At 68.9% G+C, this 21747-nt stretch carries 14 protein-coding genes and 2 pseudogenes; 8 read left to right on the top strand and 8 right to left on the bottom strand.

The window, feature by feature from the left end; translation table 11 throughout:
* The first annotated feature begins 109 nt into the window (after window positions 1–109).
* Entirely contained in the window at window positions 110–940 is an 831-nt protein-coding gene (locus ACFYWI_RS29850) for a lytic transglycosylase domain-containing protein (protein WP_389238449.1), read from the top strand.
* Window positions 941–1250: 310 nt separating this feature from the next.
* A complete protein-coding gene (locus ACFYWI_RS29845; RefSeq protein WP_389238447.1) occupies window positions 1251–1829 on the top strand; it encodes a sigma-70 family RNA polymerase sigma factor in 579 nt (192 codons plus the stop codon).
* 92 nt (window positions 1830–1921) lie between these two features.
* Here ACFYWI_RS29845 and ACFYWI_RS29840 read toward each other — a convergent pair whose 3' ends face one another.
* Entirely contained in the window at window positions 1922–5263 is a 3342-nt protein-coding gene (locus ACFYWI_RS29840; protein ID WP_389238445.1) for a BTAD domain-containing putative transcriptional regulator, read from the bottom strand.
* Between the two features lie 550 nt (window positions 5264–5813).
* Here ACFYWI_RS29840 and ACFYWI_RS29835 point away from each other — a divergent pair.
* The 3 genes from ACFYWI_RS29835 (at window position 5814) to ACFYWI_RS29825 (ending at window position 11089) form a co-directional block, all read left to right on the top strand.
* Window positions 5814–6683 (top strand): hypothetical protein, encoded by an 870-nt coding sequence (locus ACFYWI_RS29835; protein ID WP_389238442.1) that lies wholly within the window; start codon window positions 5814–5816, stop codon window positions 6681–6683.
* A gap of 244 nt (window positions 6684–6927) precedes the next feature.
* Window positions 6928–9861 (top strand): BTAD domain-containing putative transcriptional regulator, encoded by a 2934-nt coding sequence (locus ACFYWI_RS29830; RefSeq protein ID WP_389238440.1) that lies wholly within the window; start codon window positions 6928–6930, stop codon window positions 9859–9861.
* A gap of 166 nt (window positions 9862–10027) precedes the next feature.
* Complete coding sequence (locus tag ACFYWI_RS29825; protein WP_389238557.1) at window positions 10028–11089, top strand: NlpC/P60 family protein; 1062 nt, start codon at window positions 10028–10030, stop codon at window positions 11087–11089.
* A gap of 260 nt (window positions 11090–11349) precedes the next feature.
* On the opposite strand, the gene ACFYWI_RS29820 is transcribed toward ACFYWI_RS29825, so the two are convergent.
* Complete coding sequence (locus ACFYWI_RS29820; RefSeq protein WP_389238438.1) at window positions 11350–11754, bottom strand: hypothetical protein; 405 nt, start codon at window positions 11752–11754, stop codon at window positions 11350–11352.
* 810 nt (window positions 11755–12564) lie between these two features.
* On the bottom strand, window positions 12565–13386 hold the full coding sequence (locus ACFYWI_RS29815; protein WP_389238436.1) for a DUF427 domain-containing protein: 822 nt from the start codon (window positions 13384–13386) through the stop codon (window positions 12565–12567).
* Window positions 13387–13966: 580 nt separating this feature from the next.
* On the opposite strand from ACFYWI_RS29815, the gene ACFYWI_RS29810 reads away from it, so the two are divergent.
* Window positions 13967–14944 carry an alpha/beta fold hydrolase gene (locus tag ACFYWI_RS29810; RefSeq protein ID WP_389238434.1) on the top strand — a complete coding sequence of 326 codons (978 nt, stop codon included), beginning with the start codon at window positions 13967–13969 and terminating at the stop codon, window positions 14942–14944.
* Between the two features lie 517 nt (window positions 14945–15461).
* The gene (locus ACFYWI_RS29805) at window positions 15462–16247 is read left to right on the top strand and encodes a class I SAM-dependent methyltransferase (protein WP_389238432.1); all 786 of its coding nucleotides are present in this window, start codon (window positions 15462–15464) and stop codon (window positions 16245–16247) included.
* Window positions 16248–16404: 157 nt separating this feature from the next.
* Here the strand turns inward: ACFYWI_RS29805 and ACFYWI_RS29800 are convergent.
* The 3 genes and pseudogenes from ACFYWI_RS29800 to ACFYWI_RS29790 form a co-directional block, all read right to left on the bottom strand.
* A pseudogene (locus ACFYWI_RS29800) lies at window positions 16405–16655 on the bottom strand (zinc ribbon domain-containing protein); the annotation flags it as partial.
* Between the two features lie 74 nt (window positions 16656–16729).
* Window positions 16730–16978 (bottom strand): annotated as a pseudogene (locus ACFYWI_RS29795) (DUF6463 family protein); the annotation flags it as partial.
* Window positions 16935–17435: a DUF3995 domain-containing protein gene (locus tag ACFYWI_RS29790; protein ID WP_389238430.1), complete on the bottom strand. Its 501-nt coding sequence runs from the start codon at window positions 17433–17435 to the stop codon at window positions 16935–16937. The pseudogene ACFYWI_RS29795 and the gene ACFYWI_RS29790, both read right to left, overlap by 44 nt.
* A gap of 61 nt (window positions 17436–17496) precedes the next feature.
* Between ACFYWI_RS29790 and ACFYWI_RS29785 the strand changes: the two genes are divergently transcribed.
* Entirely contained in the window at window positions 17497–18153 is a 657-nt protein-coding gene (locus ACFYWI_RS29785; protein ID WP_389238428.1) for a TetR/AcrR family transcriptional regulator, read from the top strand.
* A 236-nt stretch (window positions 18154–18389) separates the two neighbouring features.
* Here the strand turns inward: ACFYWI_RS29785 and ACFYWI_RS29780 are convergent, their stop codons facing one another.
* Both ACFYWI_RS29780 and ACFYWI_RS29775 read right to left on the bottom strand, forming a co-directional pair.
* Complete coding sequence (locus ACFYWI_RS29780; RefSeq protein ID WP_389238426.1) at window positions 18390–19010, bottom strand: GNAT family N-acetyltransferase; 621 nt, start codon at window positions 19008–19010, stop codon at window positions 18390–18392.
* Window positions 19011–19133: 123 nt separating this feature from the next.
* Window positions 19134–21560, bottom strand: a complete 2427-nt coding sequence (locus tag ACFYWI_RS29775; protein WP_389238424.1) for a SpoIIE family protein phosphatase — start codon at window positions 21558–21560, stop codon at window positions 19134–19136.
* Between the last annotated feature and the right edge of the window lie 187 nt (window positions 21561–21747).

Here is a 21747-nt window from a genome sequence, read left to right as displayed (position 1 = left end):
ATCCGTCAGACAGCCACAACGGGCGCCCACCCGTACCGGTTCAAGACTTCGGCGACTCATTTCGAACAAGCGACGACAAGTGAGAAGAAGAGGGAGAGCTGATGCGCTCATGAGCAGCGGTACAGGTGCGGGCGGTCGCTCCGACGGCTCGTCGGGGAACGCCAACGCGACCAAGATCGCCCTGGGCGCGACAGGCGGGCTCGGCTGTCTGATGTCGCCCGCCGTGCTGCTCGGCGGGGTCGTGGTGATCATCATCATCGGCGGTTTCGGGGTGCTCCTCGCCCCGCTCATCGCTCTCATCCTGCTGTTCGGGGGCGGCGGAGGGGGCTCGGACCCGGCCGACGACGCCAACGAGGTCCTTGAGGTGTTCGAAGGGGACGGGAAGGGTGAACTGGACCCCGACCAGGTGCCGTCGGATCTGGTGGAACCCATTCGGAACGCGGGCGCGATCTGCGACGTGATCGGTCCGATCGTGATCGCCGCCCAGATCGAGCGGGAGTCAAACTTCAACGCGACGCTGGTCGGCCCGGACGACTCCGAGGGGATCTCGCAGCTGCCCCCCGCCGTGTTCGACGAGTTCGGCAAGGACGAGGACGACAACGACAAGGTGTCGGCGTTCGACGCACCCGACTCGATCATGGCCCAGGGCCGTTACCTGTGCTCCCTGGCCAAGGAGGTCCAAGGGCTCCTCGACAGCGGCCAGGCCGTCGGGAGCGTGCTCGACCTGACGCTCGTGGCTTACGACGCGGGCGTGGAGGCGGTAAGCGAAGCAGGCGGCATCCCGACCACCAATCAGTCCCAGGGCTATGTCGTGGGCATCAGGGCGCTGTTCGCGAAATACCAGGGGCTCGGCGCCCCGCCGCCGTCCTTCAGCCCCACCCCCACCCCGAGCGGAACACCGCAAGAGACCCCCGAGGCACCCGATGACGGAGAGCAGTAGCCATGTCCCGGACCCCGACGTCCCATTGCGAGGTGTTCATCTCCCGCCAGGGCGCCGTGATGCTCGGGCAGGGCCTCCGGCTGCTCGCCCTGTGGAAGCGGCTCGGCGCGCAGGCGGGACGACAGCGGCGGACATCGAGCTGCTCCCTCTCGTCACGAGGCACCTCGACGCGAGTGATGTACGAGACGTCAATCGGCCGTCAACGCCACGTGGATCCGGTCCCGAAAGACTCCGGGCAAGCGAGGGCAGCCGAGTCTGCGGCCCTCACCACTCCCGGCCCACGGGGGTGGGACGATCGAGGGAGTACGCCGTGAATTGGTCCGTCATGGGATCGGCCGGCGCGCTGGACGCACGGGAACGAGCGCTGCGCGCACTGTACGAGGAGCAGGCGGACCCGCTCTACGCCTATGTGGTGCGCCTGCTCGGCGGGGACAGTCACCGGGCCGAGGACATCGTCCAGGAGACCCTGCTGCGGTGCTGGAACAGGCAGGACCTGAGCGTCGGCGGACAGCTGCTCAGACCCTGGCTGTTCCGGGTGGCCCGCAATCTGGTGATCGACGGGCACCGGAGGCGACTGGCACGTCCGCGCGAGATAGACGGCAGCAGTTGGCTGGGCGAACTGACCACCGAGGCGGACGAGATCGCGGAACTGCTCTCCTCCGTGGTGGTCGGCGACGCCTTGCAGGCACTGTCCTTCGCACACCGCGAGGTGCTGTACGAGACGTACTTCGTCGGCAGGACGACCCAGGAGGCCGCCGTCGCTCTCGGCGTCCCGCAGGGCACCGTGAAGTCCCGTGTCTACTACGCCCTTCGGGCCCTGCGACTGGCGCTGGAGGAGCGCGGGGTCGCCATGGTCGGGTCGCGGCCGGTACGGGCGGCGCGGGCGTGACCCCACCGGCCGGCCTCGGCTCCACCCCCGCCCCGCCGGCCCATGGGCAGGTCGGGCCGCCGCGGGTCGGGGACACCACCGTTTCCTTGGCGCTACGGCCCAACGGCGAGCTGCGGAGGCTCCGTTGCGGTGTCGGATCGCCCGGAATCCGGCACTGTCACCGAGGGCTCCGGCTCAGGGACCCGGCCGACCGCCTTGACCTCCTCCTCGAGTCGGCGGAGGGACTCGCGGACCTGTTCGGCGTCGGGGTGGTCGAACTCCTCCAGAATGGCAACGGCCTGCTGCCATGCCGTGCGGGCCGCATCCCGGTCCCCCGCCGCACGCCGGGTACCGGCGATGTGGCTCAGCGTGTCGGCCTCCAGATAGTGGTCGCCGAGCTCCCGGTAGAGCTCGACCGCACGCAGGAAGCAGTCGATGGCCTCGTCGTACTCCCCGAGATGGTGCAGGGCGTAGCCGAGGCTGTCCTGAGCGGCGGCCTCACCGTTGAGGTCGCCGAGTTCCTGGTGCAGCACGATGGCCTGCGCGCACTGGGTGAGCGCCTTCATGTGGTCCCCGAGCAGGATGTATGTCCAGCCGACCTCGTTGCAGACGTTGGCCTCCCCACTGCGGTGGCCGGCTGCGTGGTACAGCGCGCCGGCCTGCCGGTAGTGGTCGAACGCGTCGTGGTAACGCTCGGCGCCGTTGGCCAGGAAGGCGAGGGAGCGGTGGGTCCGGGCCTCCCCCGAAGCGTCGCCGAGCGCGGCAAAGAGGTCCAGCGCGTTGCGCAGATGGCGGACGGCGTCCTGGACGCGGTCCAGCCGGAAGCAGGCGAAGCCGAGGGCACGCTCGGCATGCGCCTGTCCGAGCCTGTCCTGCACGCTCCGGGCGGCATCCAGCGCGGCACGCTGGATCACGAACTGGTCGTGCCAGTGACCCAGCCGGTCGAAGAACAGGTCCAGGGTGAAGGCGAGCCGCCAGGCGTGCGCGGCGAAACCGGCCTCGGCGGCCCTCTCGACGGCGGCGAGCAGCACCCGCCGCTCGGTGACCAGCCAGGCCTTCGCCCGCTTCTGATCGCGGAACGTCTGGACAGCGGAACCGGGCCGGGCCTCGGGCAGGGAGATCGTCTCACGGTAGGGAGTGAGCAGCGTGGAGACGCTGTGCGCGGTGTGGAGGTAGTGGTCGAGCATCCGGTGCAGCGCCGCGTGCCGTTCGGCCTCGGTGTCGAGGGTGTCGGCGATTTCGGCGGCGTAGGCGCGCAGCAGGTCATGGAAGGTGTAGCGACCGGGGAGGTGCTGGGTGAGGAGGTGGGCGCGGGTCAGGTCGGCGAGGAGCGAGCGGGTCTCGCGCAGGGGCAGTCCGGCGAGAGCGGCGGACGCGGCGACAGTGATGTCCGGTCCGGGGTGCAGCGCGAGCAGCCGGAACAGCCGGGCCACCGCGGACGGCAGTGCATGGTAGGACCAGGAGAAGATGGCGCGGGCGTCGGTGAACGCGTCGGTACCGGCGAACGCGTCCAGACTGCCGTGGCTCTCGCGCAGTTCCTCGGCGATGGCGTACAGCGGAAATTCGGGGTAGGTGAGCGCCCTGGCAGCCACGATGGCCAGCGTCAGCGGCAGCCCCGAGCAGAGCGCGACGATCTCGTCCACCGCCTCCGGCTCGGCCTCCAGCCTGGCCCGCCCGATCCGGCGGGTCAGGAGCTCCCTGGCCTCGGCAGGCGCGAGCAGATCGAGGGTCAGGGGGTGTGCGCCTTCGGTGGCGACCAGGCCGGGAAGCTGATTGCGGCTGGTGACGATGACCAGACAGCCGGCCGTGCCGGGCAGCAGCGGCCGAACCTGCTCGGTGTCGCGGGCGTTGTCGAGCACGATCAGCACACGACGGCGGGCCAGCAGACTGCGGTAGAGCGCTGCTTGCGCGTCCAGTCCCGCCGGAAATCGCTGCGGAGGAACGCCAAGGGCCCCGAGGAAGGCACGAATGGCTTCGGCGGGGTCCATGGCCGCGCCGCTGGGATCGAAGCCGCGGAGGTTGATGTAGAGCTGGCCGTCGGGGAAACGGGGCGCGATCTCGTGGGCCCAGTGCACGGCCAGTGTCGTCTTGCCGACGCCCGCCATCCCGCCAATGGCGCTGATGACCACAGTGGATGGGGTTGCGCCCTCCGGGAGCAAGGCACGGGTCCTGGTCAGTTCGGCCAGGCGTCCGGCGAACGCCGGCAGATCGGCCGGCAGTTGGGAGGGCAAGGGCTCGAAGGCGGCGGGCAGCGCAGCGGCCGGCGCCGCAGCGGACGCGGCCCGTTCCACGTGTCCCGCCCCGCCTCGGTGCTCCTTCTCGCCAGTCCCCCAGTTGTCACCAGCCGGTGCCGGGTTCCCTGCCGGATCAGCCACCACCGCCGCGGCGGACTCATCGGCAACCGCTGCCAACCCGCCCGGTCCGGCTCTCGCAAGGTCCCCGTCGGCTCCGTAGGGTTCGGCCACAGCGGCACCCGGGACCGGGGACCCGGATCGGGCCCCTTCAAGACTTCCCGTCCGCCCTCGGTCCGCCCCGGCCGCCGTGCCCGGACCGGCACCCGAATCAGCACCGGAATCAGGATCGGCATCGGCGGGCGCCTGGTCCGCAGCCCGGGGCCTCACGGGAAAAGCGGCGCCCCCGCCTGCGACGGGAGCCGGCCCGACCGCCGTGACCAGATCGGTGGCCGGGCCGGGCGCGGCCAGCGCCGGGTCCACGGCCAACAGCCTCCTCTGTGTCTCGCGCAGCGCGGGACCCGGTTCGATGCCGAGCTCCGCCACCAGTTTCCGGCGGGTGGCCCAGTACGCCTCCAGTGCCTCCGCCTGCCGTCCGCAGCGGTACAGCGCCAGCATCAGCAGCTCGCACAGCCGCTCCCGCAGCGGATGATTGCCGCAGAGCACCGTCAGTTCGGGTACCAGCTCGGCGTGCTGGCCCATCTGGAGATCCACCTCGATCCGGGTCTCCAGCGCGTTCAACCGCCGCTCGGCCAGGCGGGACCGCTCGGCCTCGGCGAGCGGCCCTGGTATCCCGGCCAGCGGTGTGCCCGACCAGGCGTCGAGAGCGATGTGCAGCAGTTCCCCGGCCTCCGGCAGATCGCCCGCGGCCCTCAGCTGCTTGGCCCGCGTCATGCGCTGTTCGAAGACGCCCAGGTCCAGGGCGGTTTGGGCAATGCGCAGCGCGTAGCCGTCAGCGACCGAGACCACCAGCCCCGCCCTCTGGCCCGCCGCCCGGTTCGGTTCCAGAATCTTGCGTAGGCGTGAGACATACGTACGCAGGACCGACACTGCGCCCGGCGGCGAGTGCTCACCCCACAGCGCGTCGACCAGTTCTCCGGCCGCGGCGGGGTGCCCCCGTCGCAGCAACAGTGCGACAAGCACCGCCTTCTGCTGGGGCGAGCCGAGGCCCACCTCCGTCCTGCCGTGCCACGCCCGCACGGGTCCCAGAACAGAAAACTTCACATTGTCTGCACCACTTGCATCCACTTGCCGGACCCTAGCGGGTCGTCCGGAACCACAGGCTCTCGTCTCGCGGTCCGGCGCGCCCTTTGACCTGGCCGAAACATGGTCCCAGGCCCGGCGGTTGCGCGATTCCCGGCGCAGCGATCAGCGCAGCGGCCGGGGACGGGCCGAACGGATTGCCGGAAGCCGCGAGGACGGGGACGGCCGCCGAACGACCGACAACGGCCGGAAGGCGACCGGTCGCACACACGGGAGGGTGACCAATCCCACCCCGCGCGCATCGCCTTCCCGGCGCCGACAGCGAACGGCGTTCATGTCGCCGACACGAAGCAGCACCCGGCACACGCAGGAAGCCACTTCGTACCTCTACCTCACCCGTGCCTCGTACCTGCTCCCGCGACGAGACCTGCCGCGTTGAACCGGCGCCCTCCCCGAATCCGTCGAGAGGCATGAACACACCCCCCGTTCACGCCTGGCGAACCGATCTGCGCGCGTGCCCGAGGTCACAAGCCGCGAACCCTGATCCGCCCGACAACGGAGAACAACAGCCATGAAACTTTCCGAACCCGCCCTCGCACCCACGCTCTTCGACGTCTACGTCTCCGATGAGAACTCGGCCGTCCTCAACGGCGAACGAGTCGCCGCTGCCGTGGGGCAATCCATCCACGAAGCGATCCTCGATCTGCTCCAGCGTCATGCGCACGCCCGCCAGGAGCCGGTGCAGGCAACGGTCTTCGACCGACCGGATGCCCGCACCTTCCGTATCGAGGTGGCGCCCGACGGCTCCAGCCGTATCCCCGATCCGGCCGAGGAGGAGACCGCCGCGCCCACCGACGCCGACAGCCCAACGGGTCGGCGCCGTACCATCGTCGCCTCACGTGCTGTAGGTGAGAACACCGAGGAAACCCCGGTCCCCGCCTCGCTCGTCGACCGAGTGCATCGCATCAGGGAAGCCGTCTCGCAGGGAGACACGGAACACGCCTCCGTCCTCGCCGCCGCGCTGCACGAGCGCCTCACCAGCGATCACGGTGCCGATCATCCCCACTCCCTGGAGGCCCGGGCCATGGAGGCCTACGTCGCGCACGTCGACGGCGACCACCGGCTGGCCACCGTGCTGTCGCTGGGAGTCGCACGAATCCGCTGCGGACTGGGCGACACACGCGCCGGGGACGATGTGATGCGGGCCACGGCCGCGTGGCAGTGGCTGCACGACGACCGGGCCACCGCGGCACACGGCCGCGAACTCCTGAACCTGTGGGCACATCTCGAGGGCAAGGGTCTGATGACGCCCCCGCGCGCCGAAGCAATGCGGCAGGTACGGCGACGCCTCGTGACGTTGGGCACCGCACCGGCACAGGAGGCGGACCCTGTTCCCCCGCGTTCCATGCATCAATGGCAGAACGAACAGGCCCACCTCTGAGAGCCCTCCTGTTCGGCAGGGCGGACGAGTACAGGCCGGTCCCCCGGCGTGGAGGCGCCATGTCCCCTGTGAGGATCACCTCATGTCCCCCTCATGACCGCCTGAAAATATAGCGATAGATGCGGCCGAAAGGGTGCTTCGTACCGGCGGGACAGTCTCACGCTCTGAACGCGCCACCCCACACGCTGTTCGCAGACGGATACGGTCGATCACAGAGAACGCTTCTGTGAGGGCGCGAACACCCATGAGAACAACCGGCGTTGCTGACCTGCGATTCAGGGTTCTGGGGCCTCTACAGGCATGGCGCGGCGACAACGAAGTGCCGCTGGGTTCACCGCAGCAGCGGGCCGTACTGACGGCGCTGCTGCTCAAGGGAGGGCCGGCCGCTGTCGAGGAACTCGTCGACGCCGTCTGGGGCGAGGACCCGCCGACCGGAGCCGTCCCGGTGCTGCGGACATACATCTCCCGGCTGCGCGGCGCACTCGAACCGGACCGGGAAAGGAACCAGGCTCCCGTTGTTCTGGTCTCGGTCGCCAACGGATACGCAGTCCACGTGCACGACGGAGCAGTGGATCTCACCCTCTTCGAGCACCAGCTCCACGAAGCCCGAGAGCTCAACGCCCAAGGTGCCACCCGTGCGGCCAGGGACTTGTTGCGCACGGCGCTGGACCGCTGGAAAGGCGTCCCGCTGGCGGGGGTCCCCGGGCCCTTCGCCGACATGGAACGATCCCGGCTCGCCGAAATGCGCTTGAGCGCGACGGAGACCCGAGTGGCCCTGGACCTGGAACTCGGGGGTCACCGGGACGTCGTACCCGAGCTGATCACACTCACCGCTGCCCATCCGCTCAAAGAGCGGTTGCGTCTGCTGCTGATGCTTGCGCTGTACCGCTGCGACAGGCAGGCGGAAGCACTGGCGGTCTACCACGACACGAGACACACGCTGATCGAGGAACTCGGTATCGAACCGGGTCCCGCACTACGGGAGTTACACGGGCAGCTGCTGGCTGCAGACCCGTCTCTCGTGGCGCCACCGGCCGAGACCGTGCCCCGGGCATCGACAGTGAGACCGGCCCAACTACCCTGCGACCTCGCCGACTTCACCGGCCGCGAAACGGAGACCGACGGGCTGAGTGCGGTCCTGTCGGATGATTCCGGGACGGCCGTGCCGGTCGCCGTACTCACGGGCATGGGCGGAGCGGGCAAGACCACACTGGCCGTGCACGTGGCCCACAAGCTGAGCGGCGACTTCCCCGACGGGCAACTGCACGCGGACCTGCGTGGCGTGGACGGCACACCTGCCGACCCGGCAGCCGTGCTGGCGGGATTCCTGCGGGCCCTGGGAGAGAAGGACCAGGGCATGCCCGACAGCCTTGTGGAACGGGCCGCGATGTACCGATCGATCCTGGCACGGCGGCGGGTCCTGGTGGTACTGGACAACGCCCACGACACGGAGCAGGTCCGCCCGCTCCTTCCCGGATCGGGCAGCTGCGCCGTCGTTGTGACGAGCCGGTCCAGGCTCGCCGCCCTTCCGGCCACCGGACGGGTAGCCGTGGAGGTCTTCCAGCCGCAGGTGGCAGCCGAACTGTTCGCCCGTATCGTCGGCGGACCCAGGACCGCGGCCGAGCGCCTTGCGATCCTGCGCGTCGTCGACCTGTGCGGCGGGCTTCCGCTGGCCGTACGCATCGTCGCCTCTCGACTCGCGGTCAGGCCGGACTGGAGCATCACGGACACGGTCGACCAGCTCAAGGACGAGCGGCAGCGCCTGGGCGAGCTGCAGGTCGAGGACCTGGCTGTCGAGTCCTGCTTCCGTCTCGGCTACGGTCAGCTCGACCAGCAGCAGGCGCGGGCGTTCCGCCTGCTGGCCCTGCCGGCATCGAACACCTTGGGTCTGGTCGACGCGGCGGCCGTTCTCGATCTGCCCCCGCAGCAGGCCGAGCCCCTGCTGGAATCGCTGGTCGATGTCGGAATGCTGGAATCACCGGCCCGCAGACGCTACCGGTACCACGACCTGCTCCGGCTGTTTGCCCGACAACGCGTCCAGGAGGAGGAGTCGACGACCACCCGCGCCGCGGCGCTCACACGTCTGCTGGACCTGCTGGTGGCAACCGCCCGCAACGCGTACCGCCTGATCCGCCCGGGACACACCACTCCCGCGTCGCTCATCCCCACCGAGCACCGGGGGGTGACCTTCGCCGATGCGGAAGAGGCGTGCGCGTGGGGTGCCCGGGAACTGACTGCGGCGCTGGAACTCGTGGAGCAGGTCGTCCACACGGCCACCGCGGGTGCCGCCGATCTGCTGCTGGCCCTCGATCCACTGCTGATGGCCGAGCACCGTTGGCGCGATGTCATCCCCGTCGCGCGAAAAGTGGCGGCCGAGGCACACCGTACCGGTGACCGTCGCGCCGAGAGACGCGTCTGCTACATGCTCGGGGGCGCGCTGATGCAGGTGAACGACCACGAAGGCGCACGCGAGCTGACAAGCCGCGCCGTCGACCTGTCGGTCGGCACCAGCGACGACACGGTTCACGCCATGGCGCTGAACGTCCACGCGATCCTGCAGTCCTATGCCGGCCGCGACCGCGAAGCCGCGGAGCTGGGCGGTCGCGCCGTGGCCATCGCCCGCGCCATAGGAGACCGATCGGTCGAGGCGCTCGCCCTGGGCAACATCATCCAGACACGGCTGGGGCTCGGACAATCCGACCCGTCGCTGCTCGTCGCGGCCCATCGGCAGTTGAGCCTGTACGAGAGTCTCGACGATCAGCACGGCAGCGTACAGGCTCTGTACCGGGTCGGGCAGGTACTGCGCAGGCTCGGGCGGCCGGCAGAGGCCCTGCGCAGACACCAGGAAAGTCTTGAGATCCTCGGCGCCGACGGTCAGCGCTTCATGCAGGCCGGGAACTTGATCAGGGGCGCCGAAGCCTACTTGGACCTGGGCCGGCCCGAGTCCGCCGCTCGTTTTGCCGAGCGAGGGATCGTGCTGAGCCGAGAGCTGGGTTTCGACCGGCTCGAGGCAGTGGGCGCGCGGGTTCTCGGCGACGCGCTGATCCGGATGGGACAGCAGTCCTGGGCGCGTGCCTGCTGGGAACAGGCGTACGACATCTGTGTGCGAGTGGGCATGACCGAGGAGGCCGGCGAGCTCCGGAGCAGACTTCTCGCGGTGCCGGCCCGCTCAGCCTGACTCTTGACCGTCGGCGTCCGTGATTGTGCCCGCTTCTCTTGAACCACCCGTAGCAATGAGCCCGTTGTAGGGGCGGGCGGGACATATGAGCTCCCTGCCTCTGTCTGTTGTTCCGTGGGCGGCACAACAGACATGGCCCTCAATGCATGACGGAGCATCATCCACGATGAGGCGGAGCGTGACCGGCCACCGATGCCGGACGACAGCAGTCATGGCCCTGGTCTGTGCAATCACCGTGACCGCACAGGGCGCCGCGTTCGCGGTTCCCACCCCGGAGCCGCAGCCGGACCGGCCCACGTCTCTCGGCGAGATACGCAAGGAGTTGGACCACCTCTACCACGACGCGGAGGTCGCCACGGATGCGTACAACGCCGCGGCGGAGAAAGCGGAGGAACAGTCCACTCGCGTGACCGCGCTCGCCGAGGAGGTAGCCAAGGGCGAGAAGAGCCTGGAGGACCTGAAGTCGCGTGCAGGCGCGGCGGCTCGCGCCCAGTACCGCAGCGGCGGCCTGCCACCCGAGGCCCATCTGTTCCTGAGCGACGATCCCCAGCAGGTGCTGAACGACGTCAGCCTGGCACGTCAGGTCCAGCAGGGCACCATGGGGGTGCTGGTCGCGCTGACGACGATACAGAAGGACCTCCGAGAGAAAGCCAGGGACGCCTCGGACCAGTTGCGGAAGCTGGAGGCAAGTCGCAAGGCCGAGGCGAATGCTCAGACGAAGATCGAAGAACGTATCTCCGCTGCGGAGAAACTCGAATCGAAGCTGAAGAAGGAGGAGTTGGAGCGGCTCCTCGCGATGGAACGGAAAACCGGGGCCGAAGCTCAATCGACGTGGTTGAGCTCCGGCATCATCAAGGACATCAAGGGAGAGGCCAGCGCGCAGGGCGAGAAGGCCATCGCCTACGCGAGCCTGCAGATCGGCAAACCCTACGAGTGGGGCGCCGAGGGACCGAATTCGTTCGACTGTTCCGGACTCACGTCAGAAGCCTGGGCAGCCGCAAAGCTCCCCATCCCCCGTACGTCGCAGGAACAGTGGCGCCAACTTGCACGCATCGGCATCAAGGACATGCGCCCCGGCGACCTGATCATCTACCACAGGGACGCCAGCCACGTGGGCATGTACATCGGCGACGGCTCGATCGTGCACGCACCCCGGCCCGGGCGGAACGTCACCGTCGCTGATGCCGGCTCGATGCATATCCTCGGAGTCGTGCGTCCCGACAAGTGACGGCCACTTGGCCGCCGCGCGGCAAGGGAACTGGGCTTCGGACGTCGCTCTTCGGCGAACCACGGGCTACGGAGTGCGGCGGACCCGGGCGGGGACGAGCACCGTGTCGTCGCCCCGGCGGGCGCCGGACGGTGCGGGAACGGATGCCCTTGCAGGGGTTGCCGCCGTTCTTCCCGGCCGGCCGTCCAGCAGTCCGCGGCCCGCGAGTTACCCAGGCTGCCCGGCCCTGCAAGCCGCGGCCCGAGGCGGCATGCCGTCCGTCACGACAGATCGGTGCGGCCCAGCCACGCCGGCTTCACCGGCACCCCGTCCTCATACAGCTCTTCCGATGGCGACGGCACCGCGTCCACAGGCTCCGGCTCGGCCCCGCTCGGGGCCGACGGCACCGGTGCGGCGGTGTCCTCCAGGAGCTCCGCGACCGTGAACCGGACACCATAGGACTGCCAGGCGCCATCGATGACCAGCAGGAAGCCGTCGCCGTCCCGGAAGAGCCGGAGACGCTTCGGACTCCTGGGATGCTCCGGCGTGAAGCGCCGGGCACGCCTCTCCAGCTCCGCCAGGGCCTCTTCACGCGCACCTTCTACATGCGCCATCACGTATGCCTCGGAGTGCTTGCGCTCCCCCATGCCCACGGTCATCTCGACGATCAGACCCCATGTCGCCATGCGTCACCCCTTCCGTCAGGATCAACGCACAGCCTAAGGAGGCGCGGAGCCGGTCGGCGACCGCCCTCCCGCCCCTCCACCGTGGGCGCGGCAGACTGTGATCTGCAAACAATGACGACAACTCGAGTCCTTCCATGGGCGGTTCGGTCAAATCGAGGCGACGAAGGGCGGCACCGCCGTCGCTCGTCCGGACTCCACCGAGGGCTCGGTCGCGCCGGAGTCCGACCAAGGGCCCTGCGCGGCGTGGCCACAGGGTCCTCCCCCATGCCGGCGAACAGGGCGAGGAGCATCACGATGTTGTAGGGCCGGCACACGGTCCACCACAGCGCCCACGAGCCCAGTCGGCCGGCCACGCCCCGCGCTGACACTCGGCCCGTTCCCGTACCGCTGGGCCCCTGCTCGACCGTCCACCGGGTCCGGCCCAGGCGGAAGCACAGGCCGCGGCGTAGCCTGATCCGCCCGAGAAGCGTGCCGTCCGGGTCCTGAACCTTCCCGCCCGGGCCGGTTGCGACGACCGTGACCGCCCCGCCCGGCCTACTGCCCTCGACCAGTTCGTACGTCGTCGCCACCAATGCTGCCGCCCCTCGCGGCGGGTCCCGGGAGGGTCGGCTGCCTGATCGCCGGAGTCCGGCCGGCCAACGCCGCCTCCCAGCGCGTGGCCGTACGTGCCGGCCAGACCCGGGCGGAACACCTCGACGGGACCGGATGCGACGGCTTCGACTGGATTTACGCAGCGAAGCTCCCGGACTGAGCAGTCTCCGGCCTCACTCGTTCCTCAGGCTACGTATGACCGTCCAACGTTCCGAGTCACTAGTGCCCCAGTATGCCGCTGAAGGGGGTGACCGGCCGTTCCAGCCGCTCGCCGTCGACGACGATGTCGACCGCCTCGTTGTAGAACGCCACCCGCCCCGTAATAGCGCCCACGGCCGGCAAGGGGTCGGGATAACTCCAGGCGATATCGCGCGGCACGTCCCCGTGGCCCGCCCACGACCAGTAGTCGGTCGCCACGCCCTTGTACGGACAGCGGGTCCTGTGCTCGGTCGGGGTGAAGAGGTCGAGCCGGACATCCTCGCGCGGGAAGTAGTACCGGATCGGCAGATGGGTTTCGAACAGGAGCACCGGGGCGCGTGTGTCGGCAACGACCGTGCCCTGGATCTCGACCTGGACATGCCGGGTGCTGGCCAGGGCGTCGACCCGCTTGTACGGGTCGCGCGGGTGCACGAAGATCTCCTCCTCCTCTTCGTACCAGTGGTCGAGTACGTCCCGTCCGAACCACTCGAAGCAAACGTGACCTGTCAGTTCTTCGGCGGGATACGTCCATGCCGCCCTCGCGACGGTTTCGCCGTGGACCTCCAGGTCGTAGAAGACGGTCGCTCCGCCATGACGCACGGTCGCCGGCTTCTCGGTCCTGCGCAGCAGGTCCATCCGGACGTCCTCCTTCGGGAACGCGTACAGCGGTACCGGGCGGCCGGGCTCCCACACCAGGACCGGCCGTCGGCTGTCGACGACCGTGACATCGCCTTTCGTCCCGCGTACCCAGCGCTCGCTGGGTTCCCAGGTCACACTGTCGGCCGGATCGGGCCGGCGGCGGACGACCGGCACTTCTCTCGCATTCTCGTCCGGTGGGGTCATGATCCCTCCTCGAATACGGATCTCGGGCCCACGCCTCGGGGCCCGGCTTTCGGATCGTGAGCACCCGTTCGAGGATGCCGGCGAGATGCATCGATGACCCTGACCGAGGCTCGGCCCTCCATGGAAACAGCCGAACCTGCCGCCGGGGATGGACGCTCATTGGCGGCGTGTCCACATCGCTCTCTGTTCCAGCGGCACCCGAAACCCCATTCAAGACGGTACCGGCATGGAGCGCGATCTCCCACGGTTCTCTCGCGGTGGCCCAAAACCATGGTGCCGCTGCTGACGGCCGTGGGCAGCCTGCACGGCCACAAGGCTTGTGGACACCGCTCACCAGCCCGACGAAAGCGGGCTCCCTCCAGGCAGAAAGGCGAGTCACCCTGCACATTGCGCCCTCAGCCGCGCAGAGGAGTCCGGGCAGACCGCGAGGCGTGATCTCACGGACGGATCCGGTTTGCTGAAGTGGCAACAGGATTCGCTGCGTCCTCGTCGCCGGCCGCATGATCGCTGTCCGAACACCGAAATCTGGGCCGGTCCGGCACCGTCCCCGGCATGGCCGATCGAACGCCCTGGAGGATTCATGCCGCAAGAGGCCACGACCGCCACCCATCATGTGGTCCCCTCCCCCGCCGGCCGGATCCACCTGGTGGAGCAGGGCACCGGGCCACTGGTGCTGCTGGTGCACGGCTTCCCGGAGACCTGGTACTCCTGGCGCCATCAGCTGCCGGTGCTGGCCGCAGCCGGGTACCGCACCGTCGCCATCGATGTCCGCGGCTACGGCCGTTCCGCCAAGCCCGGTGACACGGACGCTTACCGGATGCTCGAACTGGTGGAGGACAACGCTGCGGTAGTGCACGCCCTGGGCGAACAGTCCGCTGTGATCGTCGGCCACGACTGGGGCTCGACCATCGCCGCAACCTCCGCCCTGGTCAGGCCTGAGATCTTCCGCGCGGTGGGGCTGCTCAGTGTTCCCTACGCTCCCCGTGGGGGACCGAGGCCCAGCGAATTCTTCTCGCAGATGCGCGGGGAAGACGAGTTCTACGTCTCCTACTTCCAGGAGCCGGGCCGGGCCGAGGCCGAGATTGAGCCCGACGTGCGCGGCTGGCTCGCAGGCTTCTACGCCGCCATGTCCGCCGACACCATGCCCCCACCAGGCGCACGCGATCCCCACTTCGTCAGCCGAGGCGGGACGCTGCGTGACCGGTTCCCCGTCGGCCGGCTGCCCGCCTGGCTCAGCGAGGACGACCTCGACGTCTACGCCGCCGAGTTCGAGCGGACCGGCATGAGCGGGGCGCTGGGCCGCTACCGCAACATGGACCGGGACTGGGAGGACCTCACCGACTTCGACGGTGCCCCCATTACCCAGCCCTCCCTGTTCATCGGCGGCGGCCTGGACGCCTCCACCACCTGGCTGGCCGACGCGATCAAGGCATACCCCACCACCCTTCCCGGTCTGGCCGCCTCGCACATTCTCGACGGCTGCGGCCACTGGATCCAGCAAGAGCGCCACGCCGAGGTCAACCGGCTCCTGACACACTGGCTCGCCTCCCTGCCCTGAGGTGTCCCCCACTCCCCTGGGCTGGACCTGCGTCCGGCATCGCCAAGGGGCCTCCGAACTGCTGCTGCCGGTTCCGAGCTGCCAGACCCCTCCAGGCCCACCGCCGGGCCGGCTCGTCTCGATGCACGCAGCAGCCGAGAGCCCCGGGCAACCGGTGCCCGCATCCACCGATTACGCGGACCTCTCCCAGCGGCCGTCACTGCTTCCTCCATATCCACGCCAACCAGCAAGGACAGGCGTGGGCAGCCGAGAGGAAGTCCCCGCCACTCAATCGTGAAGGCCAGGGATGAACGACCTCGGCGCTTCCATGGCGGCCGAGTCCATAGAACAGATCGCGCGGCGCCCGCACCAACCCAGCGAGCATTCCCGGTCACAGCACTGGGCGTGAGGAGCACTCGGCCGAACGGCTTGCCCGAGTGAGTGACGGCGGCAGTTCCCCGGCTGTGCCATTCCCCGCATGGTTAGCATCCGCGAAGGTCAGTCCAAAGATCGGCCCGCGGATGGCAGGGAGGCCGTCATGCCGCAGACACCCGCCTCGCGTCTGTCGACGAACCGTTCGAAGCTCGTGCACAAGGCGCGCTACGCGCTGCGCCACCCTGGGCGAGTGCTGCCGTATCTCCGACGTGCCGGCCGGGACGCGCTGCTGAGGGCCAGACACCGTGGAAACCATGTGGGCTACTACCGCGCGGTGATGGCGTCGGACACCGCGAGGAGTCCGGACGCCGCAGTCGGCACGCCCTCGTACACCCGCTGGCTGGCCCTCGGACAGATGCAGTTCGACTACCTCGTCGAGCACGGGCTGCAGCCGCGGGACCGGATGCTGGAGATCGGCTGCGGCAATCTGCGCGCCGGGTGGCGGTTCATCCAGCACCTCGAGCCCGGCCACTACTACGGAATCGACATCTCACCCGACATCCTCATCGAGGCCAAGAAGACCCTGGTCAGATACGGCCTCCAGGAGAAGATGCCGTATCTGACCCCCGTCGAGGACCTGACGCTCGACTTCCTTCCCGACGCCTGGTTCACGGTCGTGCACGCGCACAGTGTGTTCTCGCACTCGCCCCTGGAGGTGATCGACGAATGCCTCTCCAACCTCGGACGGGTGCTGGCTCCCGGCGGATTCTTCGACTTCACCTACGATCGCACCGAGGGAGCCGAGCACCAGGTGCTGCGTGAGGACTTCTACTACCGCACGGAGACGCTTGTCCGGCTGGCCGAGAAGCACGGTCTCGCCGCCCGCTTCATGGACGACTGGGAACGCCTGCCGCACGGCCAGTCGAAACTCCGCGTCACCCACCGCTAGAGGGTTCGCCCATGTCGGCCGTTGAGCCTCGTGCGGGTGTCCGAGGGCTCTTTGCCGCGCTGTCCCGCCGGGCCGCGATCAGGGCCAGCACCCCGAGCACGATCAGTCCGGGTGCGCCGGATACGGGATAGAGAATCTTTGACTTCCGCTCCGCGCCCTAAGGGGCGGGGATTCCTACCACGGTCGGCTGACCGTCTCGGTGGGTTCCTGCTTCACCGCGCTGCGCCGGTACGAGTACCGGTCTTACCTGCGTCCACAGGCCGACACCGCCAGCCCGGCGGCCTTGGCGACGTTGACCGCCGCGTTGATGTCCCGGTCGAGGACGGCCCCGCACGCACCGCACGTTCACTGTCGGATGTGCAGGGGCTTGGGGCCGTCCTTGACGCCGCAGGCCGAGCAGATGCGATTAGCCCCGGTAGCGGCACACCGATGGCGAGCAGATACCAGCCCCGTTGTGCGGGGAGCCTGCCGGTGTCACGGGCGATGCGTTGGCTGAGTGTACCCAGGGCGAGGAGGCCGAACCCGGCGAGGAAGAACCACATCTCGTACTCGCGCTGCGGCTGTCCGGGGACGGCGTTCCAGAATCCGTCGCGGGCCACATCGCCGAAGTGCTGGAGGAGATCAGGGCGACCGCGAAGTGAACTGCGGTCAGCCCGATCACCAGTCGGGGAATCAACCGGGTCATCGTCAGCTTCTTCGATTCGTACGGTCCTTGAGTCTCCTGATGACATGGCGCCGGTCTCGGCGACGAGGGGCGCGAGTGGAGGCAGCGACGTATGCCGTGAGCCCCCCAAGTGCCAGACACAGCGGGGAGTACAGCGCCAGGTCCCAGCGGGTGAAATCGGTCGGCCGGCTGGTCAGAGCGGAGGAAACCAGACCGATCGAACCTCGCAGCAGCAGCACGCCCGCGACGCCCCATACCCCCTGGCGCACCAAACGACGTGGTCGTACCTGGGGGACCAAGTCGGCCCGGGCCGCGATCACATAGGACGCCGCCCCGAGCGCCGCCGCGACTGCGGCCGTCAACTCCGGTGTGGGCAGGTCGGCTTCAGCGACCCCAACGACCGTACGGGCGAATTCGGCACGGCTGGCCAGTGGCCAGGGAGAGAAGGTCCAGATCCCGTGCAGTGCCCCGACCGCGCCGAGGCCGACTGCGGCCGTCCCACCAGCGAGCTTCGTCAGCGTCATACTGCTCCCCCAGCCATTCCGTACACCCCTGCATGGACTGACCATACAGTACTGTACGGATATGGCTAGAAGACACCTCACCCCCCAGGACTGGTCGACCGCGGCGCTGCGCGCGATGGCACGCGGCGGAGTCGCCGCAGTGTCGGTCAACGCGCTCGCGGGCGAACTGGAGGCAACACGGGGCAGCTTCTACTGGCACTTCAAGGATCGCGATGCGCTGCTGACGGCCGCGCTGGAGGTGTGGGAGCGGGACGACACCACGGCGCTGATCGCAGAGTTGGGCGATGTCGCCGACCCCCGGCAGCGGCTGACCGCCCTGTTCACCATCGCGCTGGGGCAGGAGGACATCAACGGCCTGGAGCCCGTGATCGTCGCCCACGCCGATCACCCCGCCGTCGCCCCGGTCCTACGCCGGGTCACCGAGCGGCGGATCGCCTATCTCACCGATCTCTACACCGACCTGGGCCTGGACACCGCCGCGGCCCGGCATCAGGCGGTAGCGGCGTACGCCGCCTTCCTTGGATGGCTCGAACTGCGCCGCTCCGCCTGCGACATCGTGCCCGAAGTCGCCGCCACCGGCACTACCGCCGCTGCTGCCCTGGAACACCTCATCACCGAACTGACCCGATCCGCCGTACACCAGGCGGAGCCGGGACAAAGCGCGCCACCGCCCCCGATCACCCGCACGCCCACGAGCCCGGAAAGCGGTCGGCTCTGACACGGTTCCCACTGCTTTCACTGGCCGTGACCACCGACGATGCCGCGATGGCACAGATTGCTCGTGATCAGCCAACGTGCCCTGTATCAGCCATGCCCCGTGCTCATGAGCCGGATCTCGATGATTCCGCGGCAAACTGTGCTCACCGAATCGCGGACCCCGCAACCCAGGACCTCGGCAACGTCACATGATGTCCGATGGACGAGCGTTGAGGGCTGTCACGGATGACGTTGTGATCAGGTCTGGTGGTGAGAGGCAGCCAGTCGGGTGCTGAGTCTGTCTCGGATGTCGGGCCATTCGGGGCGGGTGATGCTGAAGAGGACGGAGTCCCGGATCCAGCCGTCGCGCATCACCATGTGGCTGCGCAGTACGCCTTCCTGGGTGGCTCCCAGCCGGGTGATCGCGGCTTGTGAGGTGGTGTTGCGGACGTCGGTGAGGAACTCGACGCGGTTCATGGCGTGTTCCTCGAAGGCGTGGGTGAGCATCAGGAGTTTGGCTTCGGTGTTGATCGCGGTGCGCTGCCAGGACCTGCCCAGGAATGTGAACCCGATCTCGACCCGCCGGTAGGGCAGGTTCACGGCCAGGAAGCGGGTGGATCCGACGACCTGTCCCGAGGCGATGTCTATGGTTGCGAAGGCCAGCTGATCCCCGGCCTCGTAGGCGTCCAGTGCCTCATCGATGAACCGGCCGATGTCACGCGGATGCGGGACCAACGTCACCTGGAGATCCCAGAGTCGGCCGTCTCGGACCGCGGCGCACAGACCCTCGTGGTGTTGCGGCGAGAGCGGTTCGAGACGAACGTGCTCACCCTCCAGGACGATGGACTTCAGTCGGGCCTGGACTCCACTCGCATGCACCACGCGATCATACCAAGAGACCTGGCGAGGGGGTTTCGGGCGCAGGCGCCTGATGCCTGGTGGTGGCATGACACCCGGTCACGTTGTCGCGGTCGTCGGTGCGTCAGCATCGTGTCGGACGATCTACAGCTCGATCAGTTGCTGCTCGGTCCAGACGGTCTTCCCCTCGCGGGTGTAGCGCGTGCCCCAGCGCTCGGTCAGCTGGGCCACCAGGAACAGGCCACGCCCGCCCTCGTCGGTGGTGCGCGCCCGGCGCAGGTGCGGTGAGGTGTGGCTGGTGTCGGTGACCTCACAGATCAGAGATCGCTCACGGATGAGTCGCAGGGTCACAGGGCCACTGGCGTACCGGTAGGCATTGGTGACCAGCTCGCTGGCGATCAGCTCAGTGGTGAAAGTCAGATGCTCCAGGCCCCATTCGGTCAACTGGGCGGTCGCCAGCGTCCTGGCCCGGGCGGCGGAGGTCGGGTCCAGCGGGAGTCGCCAGGTGGCGACGTTCTGTGGAGGGAGCACGCGGGTGCGGGCGACGAGGAGGGCGATGTCGTCGGCGGGGTGAGGGGGTACGAGTGAGTCGACCACCGTCTGACAGGTCCGCTCCAGAGGGTCGGCGGGGCGGGCGAGCGCCGCGCACAGCCGTGCCAGTGCCGTCTCGAGGTCGATGTGGCGTTCACTGATGAGTCCGTTGGTATAGAGGGTGAGCAGGCTTCCCTCGGCCAGTTCGATGTCCCGTGCCTCGAACGGCAGGCCGCCCAGGCCGAGCGGTGGGCCGGCGGGCAGTTCGAGCAGGCTCACCTGTCCGTCCGGGGTGGTCACCGCTGGTGGTGGGTGGCCGGCGCGGGCGGCGGAGCACTGGCGGGAGACCGGGTCGTAGACGGCGTACAGGCAGGTGGCGCCGATGACTTGCTCGCCCACGGGCCGTTCACCGGCTGCTTCTTGTTCGGCGGTCAGCAGGTTGACCAGGTCGTCCAGGCGGGAGAGAACCTCGTCCGGTTCCAGGTCCAGGCTGGCCAGGGTGTGCACGGCGGTACGTAGCCGGCCCATGGTGGCTGCGGCGTGGAGGCCGTGGCCGACCACGTCGCCGACAACGAGCGCGACCCTGGCTCCGGACAGGGGGATGACGTCGAACCAGTCGCCGCCGGGCCCCGAGGCCGCTCTGGCAGGGACGTAGCGAGGGGCCACCTCGACCGCCGACTGGTGCGGAACCGCCCTCGGCAACAGTGTGCGTTGCAGGGTGAGCGCGGTCTGTTGCTGCTGGGTGTAGCGCCGGGCATTGTCGATGCACACGGCGGCGCGCGAGGCGATTTCCTGGGCCAGTGTGAGGTCGTCCGCTTCGAACGGGTCGGGCCGCCGCGAGCGCCACAGGCTCATCACGCCCAGCACCAGGCCCCGCGCGGCCAGGGGCACCACGATCAGGGAATGGACACCCAGATCGGGAACGTGCTCGCCTTGGCGCGGTTCCACGGAGAACCAGTCAGGCGGAAGAACTGATTCGAGGACGGCCCGCCCGTCGGCCAGGCATCTGGCCTGTGGGGTGTCCGGCGCGAACTCGACGGGTTCCCCTCCCGGCTCCAGCAGTTCGGGCTGCTGGGCCAGGACGCTGCTCACCGCCACCCGAACGACGGGCTCCGTCGAGCCCTGCGCCGGTTCCTCACCGAGCGTCACCGGCTGCGACACGTCCACTGAAACGTGGTCGGCCAGGTGAGGGACCATCACATCAGCGAGCTCCCAGGCCGTCTCTCCCACATCGAGCGTGGTTCCGATGCGGGCACCGGCCTGGGCAAAGAGCGCCAGCCGAAGCCGGGCCCGATGGCGTTCGGTGACGTCCTCGACGGTCTCGGCCACTCCCAGGACCCGGCCCGAGGGATCCTCCAACCGGAAGGCCGAGACGGACGCGGCCCGCTCTCGTGCCGGATCCCGCTCCAGGCGGGTGTACTGCTCGGTGGAGATCAGTGATCTGCCGGTCTGCAGCACCTGGCGCACCCGGTCCACGGCCTTGTGCGCGTCCTCGGCCACCAGCAACGCGCCGGTAGGCATTCCCCGGAATGAGGCGGCCGGAATGCCGGTGAACCGTTCGACCGCCCGGTTGACCCGGGCAATCGTCATATCGGGACTGTGGACGACAAGGCCGATCGGGCACCGGCGGAACAGCCCGTCGAGAACAGCGCGGTCCCTTTGCCACTCGAGGATCTCCGCCGCCGGCGCCCCGACAAGAAACCACTCGCGGACATCTCCGTCCCGCAGGAGCGCACGTGCCCTGAGCCCCATCTCCACGAGCCGCCCGCTGCGATGCCGCACCGCCAGTACGCCGAACCAGCCTCCTGCTCTCCTGCACGCCACCGCGGCATCCTTGGCGGCCGACAGGTCGCGGGGATCGATCAGGACTTCGAACGCCGGACGGCCGATCACTGCTGTCTTCGGGTGGCCGAGCAGCTCCTGGGCCCGCCGGCTCCATCCGACAACCGTTCCCCGGTCGTCGAGCACCGCCGAGGCGGCCAGGTGCAGAGCGAACGGATCATCCCGGCTCTCGCTGAGCACCGTCACCCGCTGGTCCACTGCCGGACACCACCTCTACTGGGCTACCGATGTTCTGCCGCTGGTGCTGGTGCGCGACCGAGACTTGCGTGGCTCAGCCCCGACCGGTCGCCTCGCCGCGCCACAAGATGTCCGGTGCAAAAGACCAGGGTGATGTCATGTGAACCCATTCGACCGGTCGAGCCCAGCAGCCTTTCGGAGCGCCGTG

Source organism: Streptomyces sp. NPDC002889, assembly GCF_042888425.1.
Taxonomy (GTDB): Bacteria; Actinomycetota; Actinomycetes; order Streptomycetales; family Streptomycetaceae; genus Streptomyces.
The sequence above is the reverse complement of the archived record's forward strand: the minus strand, read 5'-3'. Positions and strand labels throughout refer to the sequence as shown.

Excerpts from the sequence above, each read along its gene's own strand:
- ACFYWI_RS29810 (WP_389238434.1), top strand. The coding sequence starts at position 13,967 with ATGCCGCAAGAGGCCACGACCGCCACCCATCATGTGGTCCCCTCCCCC.
- ACFYWI_RS29850 (WP_389238449.1), top strand. The coding sequence starts at position 110 with ATGAGCAGCGGTACAGGTGCGGGCGGTCGCTCCGACGGCTCGTCGGGG.
- ACFYWI_RS29835 (WP_389238442.1), top strand. The coding sequence starts at position 5,814 with ATGAAACTTTCCGAACCCGCCCTCGCACCCACGCTCTTCGACGTCTAC.
- ACFYWI_RS29830 (WP_389238440.1), top strand. The coding sequence starts at position 6,928 with ATGAGAACAACCGGCGTTGCTGACCTGCGATTCAGGGTTCTGGGGCCT.
- ACFYWI_RS29785 (WP_389238428.1), top strand. The coding sequence starts at position 17,497 with ATGGCTAGAAGACACCTCACCCCCCAGGACTGGTCGACCGCGGCGCTG.
- ACFYWI_RS29815 (WP_389238436.1), bottom strand. The coding sequence starts at position 13,386 with ATGACCCCACCGGACGAGAATGCGAGAGAAGTGCCGGTCGTCCGCCGC.
- ACFYWI_RS29805 (WP_389238432.1), top strand. The coding sequence starts at position 15,462 with ATGCCGCAGACACCCGCCTCGCGTCTGTCGACGAACCGTTCGAAGCTC.
- ACFYWI_RS29820 (WP_389238438.1), bottom strand. The coding sequence starts at position 11,754 with ATGGCGACATGGGGTCTGATCGTCGAGATGACCGTGGGCATGGGGGAG.
- ACFYWI_RS29790 (WP_389238430.1), bottom strand. The coding sequence starts at position 17,435 with ATGACGCTGACGAAGCTCGCTGGTGGGACGGCCGCAGTCGGCCTCGGC.
- ACFYWI_RS29825 (WP_389238557.1), top strand. The coding sequence starts at position 10,028 with ATGAGGCGGAGCGTGACCGGCCACCGATGCCGGACGACAGCAGTCATG.